Annotated in this window: 22 protein-coding genes; 10 read left to right on the top strand and 12 right to left on the bottom strand. The window is 70.3% G+C overall.

Features of this window, described 5'->3' with window-relative positions:
- Positions 1-98: 98 nt before the first annotated feature.
- From loiP to AK36_RS15605, 5 genes are all read right to left on the bottom strand, one after another.
- Positions 99-860, bottom strand: coding sequence for a metalloprotease LoiP (gene loiP, locus AK36_RS15625; protein ID WP_011886023.1), 762 nt, complete (start codon positions 858-860; stop codon positions 99-101).
- Positions 861-997: 137 nt separating this feature from the next.
- Positions 998-1,813: a glycosyltransferase family 2 protein gene (locus AK36_RS15620; protein WP_034194787.1), complete on the bottom strand. Its 816-nt coding sequence runs from the start codon at positions 1,811-1,813 to the stop codon at positions 998-1,000.
- Between the two features lie 116 nt (positions 1,814-1,929).
- Positions 1,930-2,166: a hypothetical protein gene (locus tag AK36_RS15615; RefSeq protein WP_034194786.1), complete on the bottom strand. Its 237-nt coding sequence runs from the start codon at positions 2,164-2,166 to the stop codon at positions 1,930-1,932.
- A gap of 158 nt (positions 2,167-2,324) precedes the next feature.
- Positions 2,325-3,041 (bottom strand): 3-oxoacyl-ACP reductase FabG, encoded by a 717-nt coding sequence (fabG, locus tag AK36_RS15610; protein WP_045578780.1) that lies wholly within the window; start codon positions 3,039-3,041, stop codon positions 2,325-2,327.
- A 108-nt stretch (positions 3,042-3,149) separates the two neighbouring features.
- Entirely contained in the window at positions 3,150-3,410 is a 261-nt protein-coding gene (locus AK36_RS15605) for a phosphopantetheine-binding protein (protein WP_011886027.1), read from the bottom strand.
- Positions 3,411-4,013: 603 nt separating this feature from the next.
- On the opposite strand from AK36_RS15605, the gene AK36_RS15600 reads away from it, so the two are divergent.
- From AK36_RS15600 to AK36_RS15555, 10 genes are all read left to right on the top strand, one after another.
- On the top strand, positions 4,014-4,658 hold the full coding sequence (locus AK36_RS15600; RefSeq protein ID WP_014723648.1) for a COG4648 family protein: 645 nt from the start codon (positions 4,014-4,016) through the stop codon (positions 4,656-4,658).
- Between the two features lie 52 nt (positions 4,659-4,710).
- The gene (locus AK36_RS15595) at positions 4,711-6,489 is read left to right on the top strand and encodes an AMP-binding protein (protein ID WP_045578779.1); all 1,779 of its coding nucleotides are present in this window, start codon (positions 4,711-4,713) and stop codon (positions 6,487-6,489) included.
- Positions 6,486-7,460: an LpxL/LpxP family acyltransferase gene (locus AK36_RS15590; protein ID WP_045578778.1), complete on the top strand. Its 975-nt coding sequence runs from the start codon at positions 6,486-6,488 to the stop codon at positions 7,458-7,460. The genes AK36_RS15595 and AK36_RS15590 overlap by 4 nt, the downstream gene beginning before the upstream one ends.
- A 29-nt stretch (positions 7,461-7,489) precedes the next feature.
- Entirely contained in the window at positions 7,490-8,152 is a 663-nt protein-coding gene (locus AK36_RS15585) for an outer membrane lipoprotein carrier protein LolA (protein WP_045579427.1), read from the top strand.
- On the top strand, positions 8,149-10,683 hold the full coding sequence (locus tag AK36_RS15580; protein WP_041493890.1) for an MMPL family transporter: 2,535 nt from the start codon (positions 8,149-8,151) through the stop codon (positions 10,681-10,683). Before AK36_RS15585 ends, AK36_RS15580 begins: the two co-directional genes overlap by 4 nt.
- Positions 10,680-11,573 carry a polysaccharide deacetylase family protein gene (locus tag AK36_RS15575; RefSeq protein WP_045578777.1) on the top strand — a complete coding sequence of 298 codons (894 nt, stop codon included), beginning with the start codon at positions 10,680-10,682 and terminating at the stop codon, positions 11,571-11,573. Before AK36_RS15580 ends, AK36_RS15575 begins: the two co-directional genes overlap by 4 nt.
- Before the next feature lie 63 nt (positions 11,574-11,636).
- Positions 11,637-12,866, top strand: a complete 1,230-nt coding sequence (locus tag AK36_RS15570) for a beta-ketoacyl-[acyl-carrier-protein] synthase family protein (protein ID WP_041493988.1) — start codon at positions 11,637-11,639, stop codon at positions 12,864-12,866.
- Positions 12,863-13,681 carry a beta-ketoacyl synthase chain length factor gene (locus tag AK36_RS15565; protein ID WP_045578776.1) on the top strand — a complete coding sequence of 273 codons (819 nt, stop codon included), beginning with the start codon at positions 12,863-12,865 and terminating at the stop codon, positions 13,679-13,681. Before AK36_RS15570 ends, AK36_RS15565 begins: the two co-directional genes overlap by 4 nt.
- Positions 13,678-14,205, top strand: a complete 528-nt coding sequence (locus AK36_RS15560) for a hotdog family protein (RefSeq protein WP_045578775.1) — start codon at positions 13,678-13,680, stop codon at positions 14,203-14,205. The genes AK36_RS15565 and AK36_RS15560 overlap by 4 nt, the downstream gene beginning before the upstream one ends.
- Positions 14,202-14,522: a hypothetical protein gene (locus AK36_RS15555; RefSeq protein WP_011886037.1), complete on the top strand. Its 321-nt coding sequence runs from the start codon at positions 14,202-14,204 to the stop codon at positions 14,520-14,522. Before AK36_RS15560 ends, AK36_RS15555 begins: the two co-directional genes overlap by 4 nt.
- Before the next feature lie 255 nt (positions 14,523-14,777).
- Here the strand turns inward: AK36_RS15555 and AK36_RS15550 are convergent, their stop codons facing one another.
- The 7 genes from AK36_RS15550 to AK36_RS15520 form a co-directional block, all read right to left on the bottom strand.
- Positions 14,778-14,978, bottom strand: coding sequence for a hypothetical protein (locus tag AK36_RS15550; RefSeq protein ID WP_011886038.1), 201 nt, complete (start codon positions 14,976-14,978; stop codon positions 14,778-14,780).
- 99 nt (positions 14,979-15,077) lie between these two features.
- Positions 15,078-15,821, bottom strand: a complete 744-nt coding sequence (phbB, locus tag AK36_RS15545; protein WP_011886039.1) for an acetoacetyl-CoA reductase — start codon at positions 15,819-15,821, stop codon at positions 15,078-15,080.
- 226 nt (positions 15,822-16,047) lie between these two features.
- Positions 16,048-17,229 (bottom strand): acetyl-CoA C-acetyltransferase, encoded by a 1,182-nt coding sequence (locus AK36_RS15540; protein ID WP_041493836.1) that lies wholly within the window; start codon positions 17,227-17,229, stop codon positions 16,048-16,050.
- Positions 17,230-17,536: 307 nt separating this feature from the next.
- Positions 17,537-18,118: a TIGR01841 family phasin gene (gene phaP / locus AK36_RS15535; protein ID WP_011886040.1), complete on the bottom strand. Its 582-nt coding sequence runs from the start codon at positions 18,116-18,118 to the stop codon at positions 17,537-17,539.
- Between the two features lie 451 nt (positions 18,119-18,569).
- On the bottom strand, positions 18,570-19,334 hold the full coding sequence (locus AK36_RS15530) for a ParA family protein (protein ID WP_011886041.1): 765 nt from the start codon (positions 19,332-19,334) through the stop codon (positions 18,570-18,572).
- Positions 19,335-19,559: 225 nt separating this feature from the next.
- On the bottom strand, positions 19,560-20,111 hold the full coding sequence (locus AK36_RS15525) for a single-stranded DNA-binding protein (protein ID WP_011886042.1): 552 nt from the start codon (positions 20,109-20,111) through the stop codon (positions 19,560-19,562).
- 103 nt (positions 20,112-20,214) lie between these two features.
- Positions 20,215-21,402, bottom strand: a complete 1,188-nt coding sequence (locus AK36_RS15520) for an MFS transporter (RefSeq protein ID WP_014723660.1) — start codon at positions 21,400-21,402, stop codon at positions 20,215-20,217.
- Positions 21,403-21,633 lie beyond the last annotated feature (231 nt).

Below are 21,633 nucleotides of genomic sequence, written 5' to 3'. Positions count from 1 at the left end.
CGCTCGCCACAAACAAAAACCCCATGCCCGCGAGGGCATGGGGTTTTGTTCATCCGAACGCGCGGGCCTGGCCGGGGCCGCGCGGCGGGCAACGGCGATCAGCTGCCCTTCGCGATGCGATCCTGGATGTGCTGCGCACGGCTCGTCGACGACGGGTGCGAGCTCATCATCGAGCTCTTGCCGCCGTCGAGCTGCGCGAGCTTCTGGAACGCGGTGACGAGGCCCTTCTGGCTCATGTTCTTCTGCTTCATCAGGTCGAACGAATAGTCGTCGGCCGCGCTTTCCTGCGATTGCGAGAACTGCGCGTTGATGAACTTCTCGGTGATGTCGCCGAGCTGCGAGCTGGTCAGCGCCGCGACGCCGGGCGAGGCCGCGCCGGCCGCCGTGCGCGCCGCGCTGACGGCGTAGGCCGTCTGCATCGCCTTCTTCGAGTGGCCCAGCGCAACGTGGCCCATTTCATGGCCGATCACGCCGCGCAGCTCGTCGTCGTTCATCATGTCCATCAGGCCGCTGTACACGCGCACGCAGCCGTTGCCCATCGCCCACGCGTTGACGTCCTTCGTGACGTAGACCTTGTAGTTGATCTTCTGGCCGTTCAGCGTCATGTCGCCGAAGCCCTTCATCACCTTCGTCAGACGCTTCGAATACGCGCTGTTCGGCGCGGCGATCTTCGATTCCGCGTCGCTCGCCTTGCACGAGTCGTTCGACAGGGCCGCGATGTCGCTGTCCGACAGCGTCGCCGCCTTGAACAGGCTGGTGCCCGCCGACGTCAGGCCGTTCGCGTCGAGGTTCTGCACCCCGCCGCACGCGCTCAACAGGAACGCCACGCCACACGCTGCCGCCGCTTTCTTGATATGCATTCCGTAACCCTCGGTAGTTTTATTTGGGAGCGGCGATTTTGCATAATCCGGCAGAAAATTACCAGACGTTTACGTCTAATGACAGGACCATTACCGGCGCAATCGGCCGGAAGTAACAATAGTTAACGGATTGACGGTCAGCGGGACGGTCGATCGCCGCGTCGCGGCCGGTCGAACGCGCGGCGCGAGCGGCGCGTCAGCCGCCGCGCGGCCAGCAGCGGCAGCCGCAGCACGAAGCCGGCGACGAGCCGCACGTGCATCCATGCGAGCAGCGCGTTGTCGCGACCGTAGTGAAAATGCGACACGCCGCCCTCGTGGGCGCCGAAATAGCGCACCGGCGCGTCGATGCGGATCGGCCGCACGCCGGCCCAGCAAAGCCGCACGGCCGCTTCGGGATCGAAGTCGAAGCCGCGCATCCACGGCTGCCGGTGCATGATCGCGGCGAGCGGCGCGATCGGATACACGCGAAAGCCGTACAGCGAATCGCCGATCCCGGCCCACAGCGTCTCGAGGTCGGCCCAGCCGTTCGACAGGCGCCGGCCCTGCACGCGCAGCCGCGGCGCGCTCGCGTCGAATTTCGGCAGGCCCAGCACCATCGCGTCCGGCGCCGCCTGCGACGCGGCCATGAATTGCGGAATCAGCTCGGCCGGATGCTGACCGTCGGAATCCATCGTCAGCACGTGCGTGAAGCCGCTCGCGGCGGCCGCGTCGAGCCCGGCGAGCACGGCCGCACCCTTGCCGCGGTTCTGCGGCAGCACGATCACGCGCAGGCCGGGATCGCGCTCGGCCATCGCCTGCAGCCGCTCGGCGCTGCCGTCGGTGCTGCCGTCGACGACGACCCACACCGGGTTCCACTGCGCACGCGCGTTGCGTACGGTCGTGTCGACCTTGACGCCGGGGTTGTAGCTCGGGATCAGCACGAGATGGGTGGTCGACGCGTGCAGCTGGGACATGGGAACGACCGATTGCGAAGACGATGATCCTGACAAAAGTGTATGACCTGCGGGCGACTGCCGGCAGGCTTCGTCGATGCCGGGCGACGGCTCGCGCAGCAACAGGCCGGCGCGCTTCACGACCGATGCTCCGGCGGATGGGCGGCGCTCGCGTCGATCTCGACCGGCGGATTGCCGCCGCATGCATCGGCGTGGACGAACGACGTGCGTACGCCCAGGCCGGCCGCGTCGCGCAGCACGCCTTCGATCGCGGCGCGCGCGCCGGGAAACGTCTGCCGGAACGCGTCGCCGCGCCGTTGCGTACCGTGCTGCGGCGCGGCGAGCCGCGCCTCCGCGCTGCGGACGAGTCGCAAGGCACGACCGCCGCCACGACGCACGGCGCGCGCGCCATACGGGGCTGCGGCTGCGGCCGGGACGGTGGACGGAGAACACACGCGCCGTTCGGCGCCGACTAGTTGCACTGACACTTCGATTTCCTCAACAAGCGGCGCGGCGTGGGACGCACGCGCGGTCATGCAAGCCCGCCGTTGACCGACAGTACCTGCCCGGTCACATAGGCGGCCGCATCGGACACCAGATACGCGACCATCGCCGCGACTTCGTCGGGCCGGCCTGCGCGTTGCGCGGGCACGAGCTGCCTGATCCGTTCGATCGGGAACGCGTCGCCGGCCATCGGCGAGCCGATGATGCCGGGCGCGACTGCGTTCACGGTAATGCCGCGCGACGCGAGCTCGAGCGACAGCGATTTCGTCGCCCCGATCAGCCCGGCCTTCGCGGCCGCATAGTTGACCTGCCCGCGGTTGCCGGTCACGCCGGCGACCGACGCGATGTTCACGATGCGCCCGCGCCGCGTGCGGATCATCGGCAGCAGCAGCGGCTGCGTGACGTTGAAAAAGCCGTTGAGCGTCACGTCGATCACGTCGTGCCATTGGCGGCGCGACATGCCGGCCATCGGCGCGTCGTCGTGAATGCCCGCGTTGTTGACGAGGATCTGCACCGGCGCGCCGTCGATGAAAGGTGCGAGCGCGGCGAGCGTCGCGTCGGCGTCGGTCACGTCGAACGCGATCGCGTGCGCGGCGCCGCCGGCCGCGACGAGCCGCTGCGCGACGGCCTGCGCCTGGGCGAGATTCCGGTTCGCATGCACCCACACTTCATGGCCGGCCTGCGCGAGCGCCGTGCAGATCGCCTGCCCCAGTGCGCCGCTGCCGCCCGTTACGAGCGCCCGCATCGAATGGCTCCGTTCATTGCACGTCGCGTTGAGCGACGCCGCCGCCTCGTATCGTGCCGCAGGCGTCGCCGCGTGCCGTCGTCCATGGCGTGCCGTATCGCGCCGCCGTCACTTCGTGCGATGCACGGCGACGTAGGCGGCCAGCGCGCCGAGATTCGAGAAGATCTGCTGGTTGTCCGGGTTGTCCGAGCGCAGCTCGAAGCCATACTTCTTCGAGATCAGCAGCGCGATTTCGAGGATGTCGATGGAGTCGAGCCCGAAGCCCTCGCCGTACAGCGCGGTCGCGGCCGTCACCGTGTCGGGCGAGACGTCTTCGAGATTCAGTTCGCCGATGATCAGCGTGGCGAGCTCTTGTTCCAGTGCGTTCATCATGCTTGCGGGCAGGCGGCCCGGGGCAGCGAAAGGCGCATCGAACCGGCAGCCGCCGTGCCCGCGCGGCGCGTGCGAAGCGCCGTCGCGCCAGCGTCTGCCGGCTTCCCCGCCTGCGTTATGGGGGACCATGTGTAAAAGTTACGCGGATTCTAGACGAACGGATATCGGGGCGTATACCGCGAATGGTTACAGACTGAAGGGCCCGCGCGCGGGCCAGTTGGAGGTCCCGATCGCACGAGACGCTTGCGCCGCTTCGACTCGAAATGAATCGCCGCAGCGACGCGTGCGCGCGGCCGCCATACAATCCGTTACAAAACCCGGCCGCGCCCATCACGAAGCGTCGCGCCGCGGCCCTAAAATGTGCGTGCGTCACCACCGGCCCGGACTGCGTTCGGGCCATGGTTCGCAAGCCTTTTCGTAAGACTTTTTCGTAAGACCTTTGACAGCCCGACGCACGCGTGGGGCGACGATCCGCACGATGTTTCCAGCAGCCATGCCGCGCCCGTTCATTCGCCCCGCTCCCGTCCGTCCAGCCGTACGCCGCGCTACCGCGGCGGCCATCGGCCGTGCGCGGGCGCGCCGCGCAGCGGGAGCACCGCGATGAGCACGCCGCTCGCCATCGCGCGCGGCGCCGGCGCGCTGGCCGCGGTCGCCGCGTATCAGATCGGCGCGCATTACGCGGCCGCGACGCCGGGCGCGCACGGCTTCGGCCTCGCGATGGCGCTGGTGCCGCCGCTGCTGCTCGCGCTCGGTGCGGCGCTGCGCTCGCCGCGACGCGCGGCGCTCGTGCCGGTGTGGCTGCTCGTCGCCGGCGCGCTGTGGGCCGCACGCGTCCCGCTCGCACGCCATTTCGAATGGGGCCTGTATCTCGAGCACGCGAGCTTCAACGTCGCGATGGCGCTGCTGTTCGGCCGCACGCTGATGGCCGGCCAGGTGCCGCTGTGCACGCGCTTCGCGGCGATGATTCACGGCGAGATCACGCCGGCCGTCGCGCGCTACACGCGGCGCATCACGCTCGCGTGGGCGCTGTTCTTCGTCGCGATCGCGGCCGTGTCGACGCTGCTGTTCGCGACCGCGCCGATCGCCGCGTGGTCGACCTTCGCCAACTACCTGTCGTTGCCGCTCGTCGCCGTGATGTTCGCCGCCGAGCATGCGTGCCGGCGCGTCGCGCTGCCGGGCGACGCGCGCACGACGATGGCCGACTCGATGCGCGCGTACCGCGCGTCGACCCAGCCGTCGCGATGATTCCAAGGCCGGCGCGGCTGCGCCGGCCACTGCCTCACGCTTCAACCGATTTATGCCGACTCACCCGCTGGTATTCCCGCTGGTATTCCATTCGTCGCCGGACCAGACGATCGCCTGGCGCGACGGTGCGCCCGTCAGCGTGCGCGCGTTCGTCGCGGACGTCGCACGCGTCGCCGCCGTGCTGCCCGCCGGCGGCCACGTGTTCAACGTGTGCCGCGATCGCTACCGCTTCGCGGTCGGCCTGTGCGCGGCGCTCGTCGCCGGCAAGGTCAGCCTGCTGCCGTCGACGCACACGCCGGAGATGGTGCGCCAGCTCGCGTCGTTCGCACCCGATGCGTTCTGCCTGCACGATGCGCCGGACTGCACGATCGACCTGCCGCGCTTCACGTATCCGGAAGCCGCCGCGCACGCAGGCGGCGACGACGACGCCGCGCCGTGCGTGGTGCCGCAGATCGACGCGTCGCGGCTCGTCGCGTACGTGTTCACGTCGGGTTCGAGCGGCACGCCGGTGCCGCATCGCAAGACGTGGGGCGGCCTGGTCGGCTGCGTGCGCGCGGCGGCCGAACGCCTCGCGCTGCTCGACGGGCGTGCGGCCACGCTGATCGGCACCGTGCCGCCGCAGCACATGTACGGCTTCGAATCGACGGTGCTGCTCGCGCTGATCGGCGGCCTCGCGTTCAGCAACCGGCAACCGTTCTATCCGGGCGACATCCGCGACGAACTCGCCGCGCTCCCGCAGCCGCGCGTGCTCGTCACGTCGCCGGTGCATCTGCGCGCGCTGCTGTCGGCCGGCCACGCGCTGCCGCGCGCGGCGCTCGTGCTGTCGGCCACCGCGCCGCTGTCGGAAAAGCTCGCGGGCGAAGCGGAAGCCGCGCTCGACGCGCCGCTCGTCGAAATCTACGGCAGCACCGAGACCGGCCAGATCGCGACGCGCCGCACGTCGCAGGGCGCCGCGTGGCAACCGTTCCCCGAGATCCGGCTGGACGTGCGCGACGCCCTCGACCGGCCGGGCGCGGACGCCGCGGGCGACGACGGCGGCCCGACCGTCTGGGCGTCGGGCGGCCACGTCGAGGCGCCGGTGCCGATGGGCGACGCGCTCGAACTGCTCGGCGACGGCCGGTTCCTGCTGCACGGCCGCAAGGCCGACCTCGTCAACATCGCCGGCAAGCGCACGTCGCTCGCCTATCTGAATCATCAGCTCAACGCGATTGCCGGCGTCGTCGACGGCGTGTTCTTCATGCCCGACGAAGCCGCGCCGGCCGACGCCGATGCGCGCCGCGAACCGGTGACGCGGCTCGTCGCGCTGGTCGTCGCGCCGACGCTCGCCGCGGCCGATCTGCAGCGCGCGCTGCGCGAACGGATCGATCCGGCGTTCATGCCGCGTCCGCTCGTGTTCGTCGACGCGTTGCCGCGCAATGAAACGGGCAAGCTGCCGCGCGACGCGCTGGCCGCGCTGGTCGCCCGCCACGTGCGCACCGGCGCCGCCGCCGCGCGTACGCACTGCGCGCCGCAGACGCGGCTCGGCTTCACGATCGCGGCCGACCATCCCGCGCTGCCCGGCCATTTCCCCGGCCATCCGATCGTGCCGGGCGTCGTGCTCCTCGACCACGCGATCGCCGCGCTCGGCGCGTCGCTGAACCGGCCGCTCGACACGTGGCGGCTCGCGTCCGCGAAATTCCTGAGCCCGGTCGCGCCCGGCGAGCCGCTCGATCTCGCGTTCGAGGCGGCGGCGAACGGTGCGATCCGCTTCACGCTGCGCGCCGGCGCGCGCGACGTCGCGAGCGCCGTGCTGGCCGCGCCGCCCGCCACGCACGACGGCGGACAGCCATGAAGCGCACCGCGTGGGCCGAACGCCAGGAACGCAGCCATGCGGGTTTGCTGCGCGTGATGACCTGGCTGTCGCTGCGCTTCGGCCGGCGGCCGTCGCGCGTCGTGCTGCATGCGATCGCGACGTACTTCGTGCTGTTCTCGCCGGCCGCGTGCGCGGCGTCGCGCGACTACCTGCGCCGCGCGCTCGGCCGTCCCGCGCGATGGCGCGACGTGTACCGGCACGTGTTCACGTTCGCGACGACGATCCACGACCGCATCTATCTGATGAACGGCCGCTTCGACCTGTTCGACATCCGGCTGCACGGCGCTGCGCACGTCGACGAAGCGCTCGCCGGCGGGCGCGGCGCGTTTCTGCTGGGCGCGCACCTCGGCAGCTTCGAAGTCGTGCGCGCGATCGGGCGCACGCGTGCGGACCTGCGCGTCGTCGTCACGATGTACGAGGAAAACGCGCGCAAGATCAACGCGACGCTCGCCGCGGTGAATCCGGCCGCGACGCCGGAAGTGATTCCGCTCGGGCGGATCGATTCGATGCTGAAGGTACGCGAGCGCCTCGACGCGAACTGCATGGTCGGGATGCTCGCCGATCGCACGCTGCTCGACGACGCGGCCGCGTCGCTGCGCCGGCTGCCGCTGCTCGGCGCACCGGCCGCGTTTCCGCTCGGGCCGCTGCACATGGCCGCGATGCTGCGGCGCCCGGTGCTGTTCATGACCGGCCTGTACCGCGACGGCAACCGCTACGACGTCCATTTCGAAACGATCGCCGATTTCTCCGACGTGCGCCGCGACACGCGCGCGGCGGCCGTCGATGCGGCGCTCGCGCGCTACGTCGGCCTCGTCGACCGGTACTGCCGCGCGGCGCCTTACAACTGGTTCAACTATTTCGATTTCTGGCAGACGGGCGATGCCGCCGCGCGCGGCGACGATGCGCGCGCGTGCACCGAGCTGCCGGCCACCCGGGATTCCGACACATGATCGCCGTTCGTCGCTCGTTGGCATCGTCGATGTCGTCGTTGCCGCGGCCCTGCCCCCCGCGGTCGTCGTCGTTGCCGTCGTTCACGCTGCTCCATGCGCTACGCGGCGCCGCCCGCACGCTCGTCATCGCGGCGGCCGCGGCCTGCGCGCTGCCCGCCCACGCGGCCGACGCCGGCCCCGCGTGGACGCTCGACCGGCTGATGGCGACGCTCGCGCAGCACAAATCCGGCCGCGCGACCTTCACCGAGACGAAGACGCTGTCGATCGCGGCCGAGCCGCTGGAATCGTCGGGCGAGCTCGTGTTCGTCGCGCCCGACCATCTCGAGAAGCACACGCTGCGCCCGAAGCCCGAGCATCTCGTGGTCGACGGCGACATGCTCACCGTCGAGCGCAACGACCGCAAATACGCGCTCGCGCTCGCGCGCTATCCCGAGCTGGGCGCGTTCATCGACAGCATCCGCGCGACGCTCGCCGGCAATCGCTATGCGCTCGAACAGCTCTACAAGGTGGTGGTCGACGGACACGGCGACGACTGGACGCTCACGCTCACGCCGCTCGATGCGCGGATGCTGAAGGTCGTCAGCTCGATCACGCTCGACGGCACGCGCGACGTGCTGCGCAGCGTCGCGATCCGGCAGGCCGACGGCGACCATTCGACGATGCGCCTGCAACCGGCGCCCGCGAACCGATGAACGAGCGCCCCCGCTCGGCCGGCCCCGTCGCACGGCATTCGCCCGCCTGGCGGCAACCCGCGGTGCTCGTATGGGCACTGGCGCTGGTCGCGTGCGCGGCGGCGATCGCCCGCGCGAATTTCACCGCCGATCTGTCCGCGTTCCTGCCGCGTGCGCCGAGCGCCGCGCAGCGCGTGCTCGTCGACCAGCTGCGCGACGGGATCGTGTCGCGGCTGATCCTGGTGGCGATCGACGGCGGCGATGCGGCCACGCGCGCCGCGCTGTCGCGGCGCATCGCACGCACGCTGCGCGACGATCGGCAGTTCTCGGCGGTGAACAACGGCGAAGCCGCGAACGACGCGCGCGACCGGCAGTTCGTGTTCGATCATCGCTACCTGCTGAGCCCGGCGGTGAACCCGCAACGCTTCAGCGCGGACGGCCTGCACCGCGCGCTCGGCGACAGCCTCGACCTGCTGAGTTCGTCGGCGGGGCTCGTCGCGAAGGCGCTGCTGCCGCGCGACCCGACCGGCGAGGTGACGGCGCTCGTCGACCAGCTCGACAACGGCGCCCAGCCCGCGCTGCGCGACGGCGTGTGGGCGTCGCGCGACGGCACGCGCGCGGTGCTGGTCGTGCAGACGGCCGCGGCCGGCGCCGACACCGATGCGCAGGCGCGCGCGCTCGACGCCGTGCGGCGCGCGTTCGGGGCGGCGACGCAGACGCTGCCGGACCGCGCCGCCTACACGCTCGCGATGACCGGCCCCGGCGTGTTCTCGGTCGATACGCGCGACACGATCCGCCACGACGTCGAGCGGCTGTCGACGGCGAGCATCGTGCTGATCGTCGCGCTGCTGCTCACGCTGTACCGCTCGCCGCGCACGCTCGCGCTCGGGCTGCTGCCGGTGCTCACCGGCATCGCGGCCGGCATCGCCGCGGTCGGCGTCGCGTTCGGTACGGTCCACGGGCTCACGCTCGGCTTCGGCACCACGCTGATCGGCGAAGCCGTCGACTACTCGATCTACCTGTTCGTCCAGTCGGCGCGCGCCGATTCGCGCAACGTCGCGCGCGCAGGCGACGCGACCCGCGCATGGATCGCCGCGTACTGGCCGACGATCCGGCTCGGCGTGCTGACGTCCGTGTGCGGGTTCGCGTCGATGCTGTTCTCCGGCTTTCCGGGTCTCGTGCAGCTCGGGCTGTATTCGATCGCCGGCCTGACGGCCGCCGCGCTCGTCACGCGCTTCGTGCTGCCGCATCTGCGCGGCGAGCACGTCGCGATTCGCGACGTGTCGCGGCTCGGCGCGCTGCTCGCGCGCGCGGCGGCCGCGGCGCCGCGGCTGCGCTGGCCGCTCGCGCTGCTCGTCGCGGCCGCGTGCGCGACGCTCGTCATCCATCGCGACGGCCTGTGGAGCCGCGAGCTTGCCGCGCTCAGCCCCGTCCCCGGGAGCGCGCAGGCGCTCGATGCACGGCTGCGGGCCGACGTCGGCGCCCCGGACGTGCGCTATCTCGTCGTGATCTCGGCGCCGAGCGAACAGGCGGCGCTCGAACGCGCGGAGCAGGTCGCCGGGCAGTTGCAGCCGCTCGTCGATCGCGGCGCGCTCGCCGGCTTCGAAACGCCCGCCCGCTATCTGCCGAGCGACGCCGCGCAGCGCGCGCGGCAGGCGAGCCTGCCGGCCGCCGACGTGCTCGCCGCCCGCATGCGCGACGCGGTCGCGAATCAGCCGGTTTCCGTGAAGCCCGAGCTGTTCGCGCCGTTCATCGCCGATGTCGACGCCGCGCGCCGCGCGCCGCTGCTCACGCGCGCCGACTTGCGCGGAACCTCGATGGCCGTTGCCGTCGATGCACTGCTGACCGAGCGCAACGGCCGCTGGAACGCGATGCTGCCGCTGCGCGCGGCGGATCGCGCACGCAGCGCGTCGTCGGCCGCGGCGGCGCCCGATGCCGCGGCCGCGCTCGACACGGCGGCGATCCGCGCGGCCGTCGCGCGCGCCGGCGTGCGCGATGCGTTGTTCGTCGACCTGAAGGCAGAAGCCGATCGCCTGTACGTCGACTACGTGCGCGAGGACTTGCGGCTGTCGCTGGCCGGCTTCGCGGCGATCGCCGTGCTGCTGCTGATCGCGCTGCGCTCGCCGCGTCGCGCGCTGCGCGCGCTCGCGCCGCTGGTCGCGGCCGTGCTGGTGGTGGCAGCCGCGTTCGCGCTCGCCCGTGTGCCGCTGACGATTCTGCATCTGGTCGGCATGTTGCTGATCGTCGCGGTCGGGTCGAACTATGCGCTGTTCTTCTGCAAGCGCGAAGATGCGCAACCGGTGACGCCGTACACGCTCGTGTCGCTGCTGGTCGCCAACGCCGCGACGGTGGCGGGCTTCGGCCTGCTCGCGCTGTCGCACGTGCCGCTGCTCGAAACCTTCGGGCTGACCGTCGGCCCTGGCGCGATGCTCGCGCTCGCGTTCGCGGCGATCCTCTCGCCGCGGGCGACGGACACTGCCGAAGCATCGGAAGCACCGGACGCACCGCCCGCGCACCGCCCGCATCACAATCAGACAGGAGGTCGCTCATGAACGAGCCGTCGGCCAATGGGCGGCACCCGAGCGGCCCTGCGCGCCGCTGGAAGCCGACGCCGCTGATCGCCGGCACGGTCGCGCTGCATGCGGGCGCGCTCGCGGCCGTGCTCGCGCAACCGGGCGCGTGGCCTTGGGCTGTCGGCAGCGTGTTCGCGTCGCACGCCGCGCTGACGGCGGCCGGCCTGTGGCCGCGCAGTACGCTGCTCGGCCCGAACTGGACGCGGCTGCCGGCCGACGCCGGCCGCCGGATCGCGCTGACGATCGACGACGGCCCGGACCCCGAGGTCACGCCGCGCGTGCTCGACCTGCTCGAGCGCCACGACGCGCGCGCGACGTTCTTCTGCATCGGCGATCTCGCGCGTCGGCATCCGCGCTGGATCGAGGCGATCGTCGCGCGCGGTCACGCGGTCGAGAACCACAGCCAGCGGCATCGTCACACGTTCTCGTTGACGGGGCCCGCCGCGCTGCGGCGCGAGATCGCGGCCGCGCAGCAGACGCTGACCGAACTCACCGGCACGCGCCCGCAGTTCTTTCGCGCGCCGGCCGGGCTGCGCAATCCGTTCCTCGAGCCGGTGCTGTGCGAGCTCGGCCTGCAGCTCGCGAGCTGGACGCGCCGCGGCTTCGACACGCGCACGCGCGACGCGGGCATCGTCGCGCAGCGGCTGCTCCACGGCCTCGCGCCGCGCGACATCCTGCTCGTGCACGACGGGCACGCCGCGCGTGATGCGCGCGGCGTACCGGTCGTGCTCGACGTGCTGCCCGCGCTGCTGCGCGCGGCTGCCGACGCGCAATTGCAGTGGACCACGCTGCGCGCCGCCGCCGCGGCCGAGCCGCCCGCAGCGGGCGTCCGGCCGGGCCTGCAAGGGACCCCGTTTGATAAACTCTGACCACGCCCGACGCGCCGGCCGGCGTTGCTGCCGCGCGCGTTCCGGCTCCCGGATGCGATCCTCGTGAACCCTCTCCTGCTCTCGCACTTCACCAGCACCAGCTGCATCGGCCGCGGCGTCGACGCGACCGTCGATGCGCTGCGCACCGCGCGCGGCGGGCTCTCGCCATGTCGCTTCGAGCGCGCCGAACTCGACACGTGGATCGGCGCCGTCGACGGGCTCGATGCGCAGCCGGTGCGCGCCGATCTCGCCGACTTCGACTGCCGCAACAACCGCCTCGCCCAGCTCGCCCTCGTGCAGGACGGCTTCGACGCGCGCGTCGCGGCGGCCGTCGCGCGATACGGGGCGCAGCGCGTCGGCGTGTTCGTCGGCACCAGCACGTCGGGCATCCTCGAAACGGAACGCGCGTACATGCGGCGCGATCCCGCGAGCGGCGCGCTGCCGGCCAACTTCCGCTACGCGCATACGCACAACCCGTATTCGGCCGCCGCGTTCGTGCGCGCGTATTGCGGGCTGCGCGGGCCGGCGACGGCGATCTCGTCCGCCTGCTCGTCCGGCGCGAAGGTGTTCGGCTCCGCGCGCCGGATGATCGAGGCGGGGCTGATCGACGCGGCCGTGGTCGGCGGCGTCGACACGCTGTGCCTGACCACGCTGTACGGCTTCAATTCGCTCGAACTGCTGTCGCGTCAGCCGTGCCGGCCGTTCGACGTGGCGCGCGACGGCATCTCGATCGGCGAGGCCGCCGCGTTCGCGCTGCTCGAGCGCGTGCCCGCTGAACGCGACGCACTCGACGACGATGCGATCCTGCTGCTCGGCATCGGCGAATCGAGCGATGCGCATCACATGTCGTCGCCGCATCCCGAAGGACTCGGCGCGCGCCTCGCGATCGAACAGGCGCTCGCATCGGCCGGCCTCGACGCGACCGACATCGACTACGTGAACCTGCACGGCACCGCGACGCCGAGCAACGACGCCGCCGAAAGTCGCGCAGTCGGTGCGCTGCTCGCGCGCACGCCGTGCAGTTCGACCAAAGGCGCGACCGGTCACACGCTCGGCGCGGCCGGCGCGCTCGAAGCCGTGATCACCGCGCTCGCGCTGCGCGAGGGGTTCGTGCCGGCCGGCGTCAACACGACGCAACCCGATCCGGCGCTCGCTGCCGACTACGTGCTCGCGAGCCGCGCGGCGCAGATGCGCACGGCGCTGTCCAATTCGTTCGGCTTCGGCGGCACGAACTGTACGCTGGTGTTCGGCCGCGCCGACCATGCGAGCGCGAACCGCCGGGAGCCGACATGACGCTCAGCGCATTCATCGAAGGTATCGGCTTGGTCGGCCCGGGGCTGAACGACTGGCCGCACGCGGCCGCCGTCCTCGCCGGCCACGCGCCCTACGCGAGCGCGCGCACCGTGTTGCCGCCGCCGGCCGGCTTGCCGCCGGCGGAACGCCGGCGCACCGGCCCGGTCGTGCGCGTCGCGCTGGCAGCCGGCCTCGAAGCCGCGGCGGCGAGCGGGCGCGACGCGGCGACGCTTGCGACCGTGTTCAGCGCGTCGGGCGGTGATGGCCAGAACTGCCATGCGATCTGCGAAACGCTGGCCGGCGACGATCGCCAGCTGTCGCCGACGCGCTTCCACAACTCCGTACACAATGCGCCGGCCGGCTACTGGAGCATCGCGACCCGCGCGATGGCGACGTCGAACGTGCTGTGCGCGCACGACGGCAGCTTTGCGGCGGGCCTCCTCGAGAGCCTGTGCCAGGTGGCGGTCGACTGCGTGCCGATCCTGCTGATCGCTTACGACACCGACTATCCGGAGCCGCTGCGCAGCGTGCGCCCGATCGTCGACGCATTCGGCGTCGCGCTGGTGTTCGCGCCGCAGCCGAGCGAGCGCACGCTGGCGCGCATCGACGTGGCGCTCACCGATGCCGCGGCGACGCCGCTCGCGCTGCCCGCGCTCGAAGCGCTGCGCGCCGGCATTCCGGCCGCGCGTGCGTTGCCGCTGCTCGATGCGCTGGCCGCGCGGCGTGCGACGCGCGTCGTACTCGACTATCTGGACGATACGCGCGTGCAGGTCGATGTCGCGCCGGCCGATGCGGCCATGGAGCGTGTGCGATGACGACCGTCGACCCTACGCCGCAGCCGCCGATGTCGACCACGACGCTCGATCGCGAATGGATCGCCGCGCGCATTCCGCACGCGGGCGCGATGTGCATGCTCGAGCGCGTCGACGCGTGGGACGCCGTGCGCATCCGCTGCAGCGCGACGAGCCACCGCGATGCGCACCATCCGCTGCGTCGCGACGGCCGGCTCGCGTCGGTGTGCGGCATCGAATATGCAGCGCAGGCGATGGCCGTGCACGGCGCGCTGCTCGGCGCGCACGACGAACGGGCGCGTCCGCGCGCCGGCTATCTCGCGAGCGTGCGCAACGTCGATGCGTTCGTCGATCGGCTCGACACGTTCGAGCTGCCGCTCGTCGTGGAGGCAGAGCGCATCGGCGGCGACGACCGCACGGTGCTGTACGACTTCGCGCTGCGCTGCGGCGAGCGCGTGCTGCTGCGCGGACGCGCGGCGGTGATGCTCGATGCAGCGGCGGCCGGCGCATCGGCCGCGCCGCACGGCGATCGCATGGAGGCCCGATGAATCAATCCGAAGGAAACCACGTCGTGAAAGCACGCAAGTTCGTTTGCACCGCGTTCGTCGTCGCGCTGATCAGCCCGATCGCGCACGCGGACATGTCGGAAGTGAAGCAGGACATCAAGCGCGATTCGAAGGAAGCCGCGCACAAGACCGGCGAGGCCGCGCGCAGCTTCGGCCATGCGACCGCGAGCGCCGCGAAGGCGGTCGGCCACGGCATCGCGCACGCGTCGCGCGAGGGCTGGGATGCGACCAAGCGCACGACCAAGCGGGTCTTCCACAAGAACGACTCGGGCGACGGCGCGCAGACGCGCGGCGAGTGAGCCACGGCATCGCGCAGGCGTTGCGCGAGGGTTGGGATGCGGCCAAATGCACGACCGAGCGGATTTTTCGCAAGGGCGATTCGGGCGACGGCGCGCAGACGCACGGCGAGTGAGCGCGATTGACTGCGAGCGAGCGGCGCACCGCCGCCGAGCTCGCGGGTTGCAGGTTGCGGGCTACGGGCGCCGGGCTGCGGCACGGTACGTAAGCGCGCCGCAGCCGCCATCGCCTGCCGCTACGTGCTCACCCCGCCGCCCTCACCGCGCGCCGCTGCGCGTGCGCCGTACCGGCCGACGCGCAAGACGCCTGCCATACGCGACGACCCAGCAATCGCGATGATCGAAATTGCGCAGCAACCGCGCGCGGCGCCGCTCGAGCCAGTGCAGCGCGATCGCCATCGTCAGCGCGACGGCCAGCGCCGAGCCGCCGATCACGAGTCCCGTCCAGGTGTCGCCCATGCCTCCTCCGGAATGCGAGGCCGGCGCGGCGTGCCTACCGCGCCGGCGCTGGATACTGCGGGAACGCGGCCCGGCCGTGCGCGGCCGGGCCGCCACGCGTCAATGCATGTGCTGGCCGCCGTTGATCGCGATGTTCGAGCCCGTCACGAAGCCGGCCTCCTCCGAGCACAGATACGCGACCAGCGCCGCGACTTCCTCCGGCTGCCCGAGGCGACCCGCCGGGATCTGCGGCAGGATCTTCGTATCGAGGATGTCCTGCGGGATCGCCGTCACCATCTTCGTCGCGAGATAACCGGGCGACACCGTGTTCACCGTCACGCCCTTGCGCGCGACTTCGAGCGCGAGCGATTTGGTGAAGCCGTGCATGCCGGCCTTCGCCGCCGCGTAGTTGGTCTGCCCGACCGAGCCCTTCGAGCCGTTCACCGACGAGATATTGACGATGCGGCCCCAGCCGCGCTCGACCATGCCGTCGCACACCGGCTTCGTCATGTTGAACACCGAGTCGAGGTTGGTGCGGATCACCGCGTCCCAGTTCACCTTGTCGAGCTTGCGCAGCGTCATGTCGCGCGTGATGCCCGCGTTGTTCACCAGGATTTCGACCGGGCCGACGTCCCGGACGATCTTCTCGACGCACTGCTGACACGAATCGTGGTCGGCCACGTCCACCGGGTACGCGTCGAATTCATGGCCGGCCGCATGCATCGCGCCGAGCCAGCGATCGGCGCCGCTGTTGCCCGGCGAATACGTGACGACGACCCGGTGGCCCGCATCGCTCAGCCGGATGCTGATCGCTTCGCCGAGGCCGCCCATTCCACCCGTCACAACTGCAATTCGCTTAGTCATCCTGTTTGTCACCGACAAGAAAAGTAGACAATCACGCGAGACGGCCGCACCGCCGATGCCGCCGCCCCGCCGCTGCGATGCGTCCGCGCCCGCGGCGCGGACACGGCGCATCCCGGAACATCACGCTTGTTGTTGGCAACGTATCGCGCGCGAAGCCGCTGCTTCGTGCGCGCGCGGCGCAGGCTGCGCCGCCTCCATGCTCGAGCGTCGAATCGCGCTCATGCGCTTACGCGCGCTCCACCGCGAGCGCCACGCCCATCCCGCCGCCGATGCACAGCGACGCCAGCCCGCGCTTCGCATCGCGCTTGACCATCTCGTGCAGCAGCGTCACCAGAATCCGGCAGCCCGATGCGCCGATCGGGTGACCGATCGCGATCGCGCCGCCGTTCACGTTCACCTTCGACGTGTCCCAGCCCATCTGCTTGTGCACCGCCAGCGCCTGCGCCGCGAACGCCTCGTTGATCTCCATCAGGTCCAGATCGCCCGGCGTCCAGCCCGCGCGCTCCAGGCAGCGCCGCGACGCCGGCACCGGGCCCATGCCCATCACGCTCGGATCCACGCCCGCGTTCGCGTACGCCTTGATGCGCGCCAGCGGCGTGAGCCCCAGCGACTGCGCCTTCTGCGCCGACATCACCAGCACCGCCGCCGCGCCGTCGTTCAGCCCCGACGCGTTCGCCGCCGTCACCGAGCCGTCCTTCGCGAACGCCGGCTTCAGCCCCGCCAACGATTCCGCCGTCACGCCGTGACGCACGAACTCGTCGGTCGCGAACTGCAGCGGCTCGCCCTTGCGCTGCGGAATCGACACCGGCACGATTTCGTCGGCGAAGCGGCCGGCCTTCTGCGCGGCTTCCGCCTTGTTCTGCGACAGCGCCGCGAACGCGTCCTGCTCCTCGCGCGTGATCCCGTATTCCTTCGCGACGTTCTCCGCCGTGATGCCCATGTGGTACTGGTTGTACACGTCCCACAGCCCGTCGACGATCATCGTGTCGACCAGCTTCGCATCGCCCATCCGGAACCCGTCACGCGAGCCCGGCAGTACGTGCGGCGCCGCGCTCATGTTCTCCTGGCCGCCCGCGATCACGATCTCCGCGTCGCCCGCCGCGATCGCGTTCGCCGCCAGCATCACCGCCTTCAGGCCCGAGCCGCACACCTTGTTGATCGTCATGCCCGGCACCGCCGTCGGCAGCCCGGCCTTGATCAGCGACTGACGCGCCGGGTTCTGCCCCGAGCCCGCCGCCAGCACCTGGCCCATGATCACTTCGCTCACTTGATCGGGCTGCACGCCTGCGCGCTCCAGCACCGCGCGAATCACCGTCGCGCCCAACTCCGGTGCCGCAACCTTCGCGAGCGAACCACCGAATTTGCCGACCGCGGTCCGCGCGGCCGATACGATCACTACGTCCGTCATGTTCTGTTCCTGCGTTGAAATCAATGGGTCGATAGGGGATGCGCGGCGGTGGGCGGGCGGCGCGCAGACTGCCGCGCCTCGGCGCCGTGCGGCCGCGCGTGCGGACGCGCAGCGCGACCGTCAGAGCGGATGCGTCGCACACCGCGAAAGCGATACGCAGCACCTCCGCGCGCTCCGGCCGTTCCCGGACATCGCGCCGCAAGCCGACCGCGCGCACCGGCCGCCGCGCAGCACACGCGACGGCCGGCACGCGGCTCCCGTGGCGATCGAGCGATCGTGTTCGTGTCGCGCGTGTCGCGACCCGCGATCACGCCGCCGATTCGCGCGAAGCGGCGTCCTTGCGGGCGGCTGCGGCAGTCTGCTTCGCGCCGCGCGCGGCCGTGTCGCTGACCGCGTCGAAGCCGCTTTGCGCGGCCTCGATCGCCTGCCCGGTTGCCGCGCGCATCGAGTCGGCCGCGGCCGTCGCCGCGGACAGCGCCGAATTCAGTGCGGCCACCACGGCGCCCGAACCGGCCGGTGCGTGCTTGGTCAGCTCGCCGACCACGTCCTTCACGCGCTTGTCGGTCTCCTCATACTGCGCCTGAGCGACTTTGGCCCACTCGGCCTGCGTCGACACCGCGATGTCGAACAGATGGCGACCGTACGCGGCTGCCTTGCCGGCCGCTTCCTGCGGCGCGGCGACCTGCTGCGCGAAACCAGCCGCCGGGTTGCTCGCGTTGAACGCGTTCTTCAGCTTGTCCTCGTACTCAGCGAGCGCCGTCCGGGCCACTTGCAGATTGAGTTCGACGACGGCCTCGAAGCCGCTGATCGCCGGACGCGCGATCGCAAACCAGGCTGCGATACCGGACTGATAATCGGCGGCGAATTTTTCGGGGGCAAATACGGACATCGGGCACGCTCCTGTTTGGCAATGCGAGAGACGACGTAATGGAAAATGGAAGGCAGATCGACGGCCCGCTTCCTTATTGACAACCCGCAACTCCATTGAGCTCGAGAAGTTGAGGAAGGCCATTCTAGAACGTTTAATTGTCAATTAAATGGCATTAATGATAGGTAAAAACCCTTATGCCTCGAAATGACCGACGCCGCAAGGCGTCCTCAGGCTTGCATGGCGGCGTTGCACCGCATTGCCGACGAGCGCTTTTACCTTTTTACAGCATGCCGCGGCACGACGAGACGCAATATTTACCCCGTCATTATTCCCGATATTCGAAAAATGGTCGCATTTGAATGCGTCCATTTCTCATGTAATCGTTTTTCCGATTTATTCTGAAACCGTTGCCGGGATTACTAATACGCATTTAAATGATCGGATGATTCCGATTATTGCCGGCGCAGATTCACCCGGCCAACTCGCGGTGCAGTGCGCGAAACTCCTGCGCGAGCTTGTGCGCCGGCTCGAGATGAATCACGGGCTTGGACTGCTGGTGCGACTCGCGAATCTTCACCGACGCCGACAGCCGCGACGCGAGCACCGGCAGCCCTTCGCCGACGAGTTCGTCGACCAGCTGCTGCGGCAGGCTCGCGCGCGGCTGGAACTGGTTGATGACGATGCCTTCGACCTCGAGCGCCGCGTTGTGGTCCTGCTGGATTTCCTTCACGTTCTCGAGCAGCGTGTACAGCGCGCGGCGCGAGAAGTCGTCGCAGTCGAACGGAATCAGGCAGCGCTCGACCGCGATCAGCGCCGAGCGCGAGTAGAAGTTCAGCGCGGGCGGCGTGTCGATGTAGACGGCGTCGTAGCCGTCCAGCTCGTTCAGCGCGTCGCGCAGCTTGTAGATCTTGTAGCGCGACTCGAGCTTGCCGTGCAGCGTGTCGAGGTCCGCGTGCGCGGGCATCACGTCGAGCCCGTCGAATGGCGTCGGATGAATGAACGAGGCGACGTCGATCGGCCGGAAGTTGAACGTCAGCGCCGTCTCGAAGAACTCGGCGGCGCCGGGCCGCGCATCGGCCGCGCGATCGCCGAGCAGATAGTGCGTGGAGTTCGCCTGCGCGTCGAGGTCGATCACGAGCGTGCGCAGCCCTTCGCTGGCGCTGATCGCCGCCAGGTTGCAGACGATCGTCGATTTGCCCACGCCGCCCTTCTGGTTGAATACGACCCGCCGCATTGCGTCTCCTTCGATCGAACGTCGAAGAGACGAGCTTAGCCGGTCAATCATGGCGGCCGCGTGACATCGATCAGATGCGCGCGATTGCGCACGATTGCGGGCGGCATCCGCGGCGTGTCGGGCGCGCGGCACGTATACGGCAAAGGGCCCGGCGGTCCGCGCCGAGCGATTCGCTCGACTCGGGCCGCCGGGCCCCCTTCGGGTACGCGATGCCGTCGGTCCGCTTTAGAACGGAATATCGTCGTCCATCTCGTCGAAGCCGCCGCCTGCCGGCGCGCTCGGACGGCTCTGGCCGCCACCTGCACCGCCCGCACCGCCGCGCGATGCGCCGCCGGCACGGCTGCCGCGTTCCGCCTGCTCGCCGCCGCGGCTGCCGCCGCCACCACCGTAGCCGCCGCCGTAACCGCCTTCGTCACCGCCGCCACCGCCGCCGCCCGCACCGCCGCGGCCGCCGAGCATCTGCATCTGGTCGGCGACGATCTCGGTCGAGTAGCGATCCTGGCCATCCTGGCCCTGCCACTTGCGCGTGCGGATGCGACCCTCGATGTAGACCGACGAACCCTTCTTCAGGTATTCGCTGACGATCTCGGCGAGCCGGCCGAAGAACGCGACGCGGTGCCACTCGGTCATTTCCTTGAAGTCGCCGCTCGCCTTGTCCTTGTAGCGATCGGTCGTCGCGAGACGGATGTTCGCAACCGCGTCGCCGCTCGGCAGGTAACGGACTTCAGGATCGGCGCCGAGATTGCCGACGAGGATGACCTTGTTGACGGATGCCATGTGTTTCTCCAATAAATTCGATGCCGGACCGCTCGCGAAGGTGCTCCGAGCGGCCCGCCGAGCAAGCCGCCGAGCGCCGTCCGTGCGTGCCCGAAAAGAGGGTTCAGGCCTTGCGCGGCGGGGCTTTCATGCTGGCCGCGATTATAAGCCACGCCGCCACGAGCCCCGAACACGCATAGAAGACGGTGTTCGCGCCGCCGTGCTTCAGCAGCCAGCCGCCCGCGATGCCGCCGAGCGCGAGCCCGATCGATTGCGTGGTGTTGTAGACGCCCGTGGCCGCTCCCTTGCGCGAACCGGGCGCGAGCTTCGACACGAGCGACGGCTGCGACGCTTCGAGGATGTTGAAACCCAGGAAGTACACGAAGAGGATCGCGGCCACGATCAGAATGGTATGCGGTGCGCTGCCGAGCAACAATTGGCCGATCAGGATAGCGAGGATGCCGCCAAGCAGCACCGGCTTCATCTTGCCGCGCTTCTCCGCGACGATGATCGCCGGGACCATCATCACGAAGGCGAGCCCCATCACCGGCAGGTACACCTTCCAGTGCGACGCGACCGGCAGCCCGCCGTCCACCAGGAGCCGCGGCACGACCAGGAACAGCGCGGTCTGCGTCGCGTGCAGCACCAGCACGCCGAAGTTCAGCCGCAGCAGTTCGCCGTTGTGCAGCACCTCGCCGAACGGCGCCGGCACGTGCACGGGCCGCGCCGCGTCGGGCACGATCCACAGCACGACGCCGATCGCGACGATCGACAGCACGCCGACGATCGTGAAGAGCCCGCTCATGCCGACCCAGTGGAACACGATCGGCGCGCCGACGATCGCGACGGCGAACGACACGCCGATCGAGCCGCCGACCATCGCCATCGCCTTCGTGCGGTTCTGCTCGGAGGTCAGGTCGGCGATGAACGCCAGCACCGCGGACGACACCGCGCCCATCCCCTGGATCACCCGGCCGACGATGATCCACGTGATGTCGTGCGCGAACGCGGCGACGAAGCTGCCGAGCGCGAAGATCAGCAGGCCGGTCGCGATCACGGGCTTGCGGCCGAACTTGTCCGACGCCCACCCGTAGAAGATGTAAAGCAGCGACTGCGTGACGCCGTAGGCGCCGAGCGCGAGCCCGACGAGCAGCACGTTGTCGCCGCCCGGGATGGTTTTCGCATAGACCGAGAACACCGGCATGATCATGAACAGGCCGAGCATGCGCAGCGCGAAGATCGCCGCGAGCGACGCGGTCGCGCGCAGTTCGGGCGCAGTCATGCGGGAAGACGTGGCGGACGGATTGGACATCGGGAATGAATTTCGAATGATCGGAATGTCCGCCCGGCGGCGGGCGGCGAAAGATCAGGGCCAGCGCCCCGGCCAAGCCGGGCAGGCGCTTTCGGGAAGCTTTCCGGCGCACCTTGCAGGACGCCGCGCAGCCGTGCGGCAAGGCCGCTTTCACCCGCGCGGGCAGCGCGTCGACCGGCTGCTGCAAAGGCTGGGACCCCCAACGACGGCCTCGAAAAGCCGTTATAGTAG

This window comes from Burkholderia vietnamiensis LMG 10929, from assembly GCF_000959445.1.
In the GTDB taxonomy this organism is placed as follows: Bacteria; Pseudomonadota; Gammaproteobacteria; order Burkholderiales; family Burkholderiaceae; genus Burkholderia; species Burkholderia vietnamiensis.
Note: the sequence above shows the minus strand (reverse complement) of the source record. Positions and strands in the feature narration are given on the sequence as shown.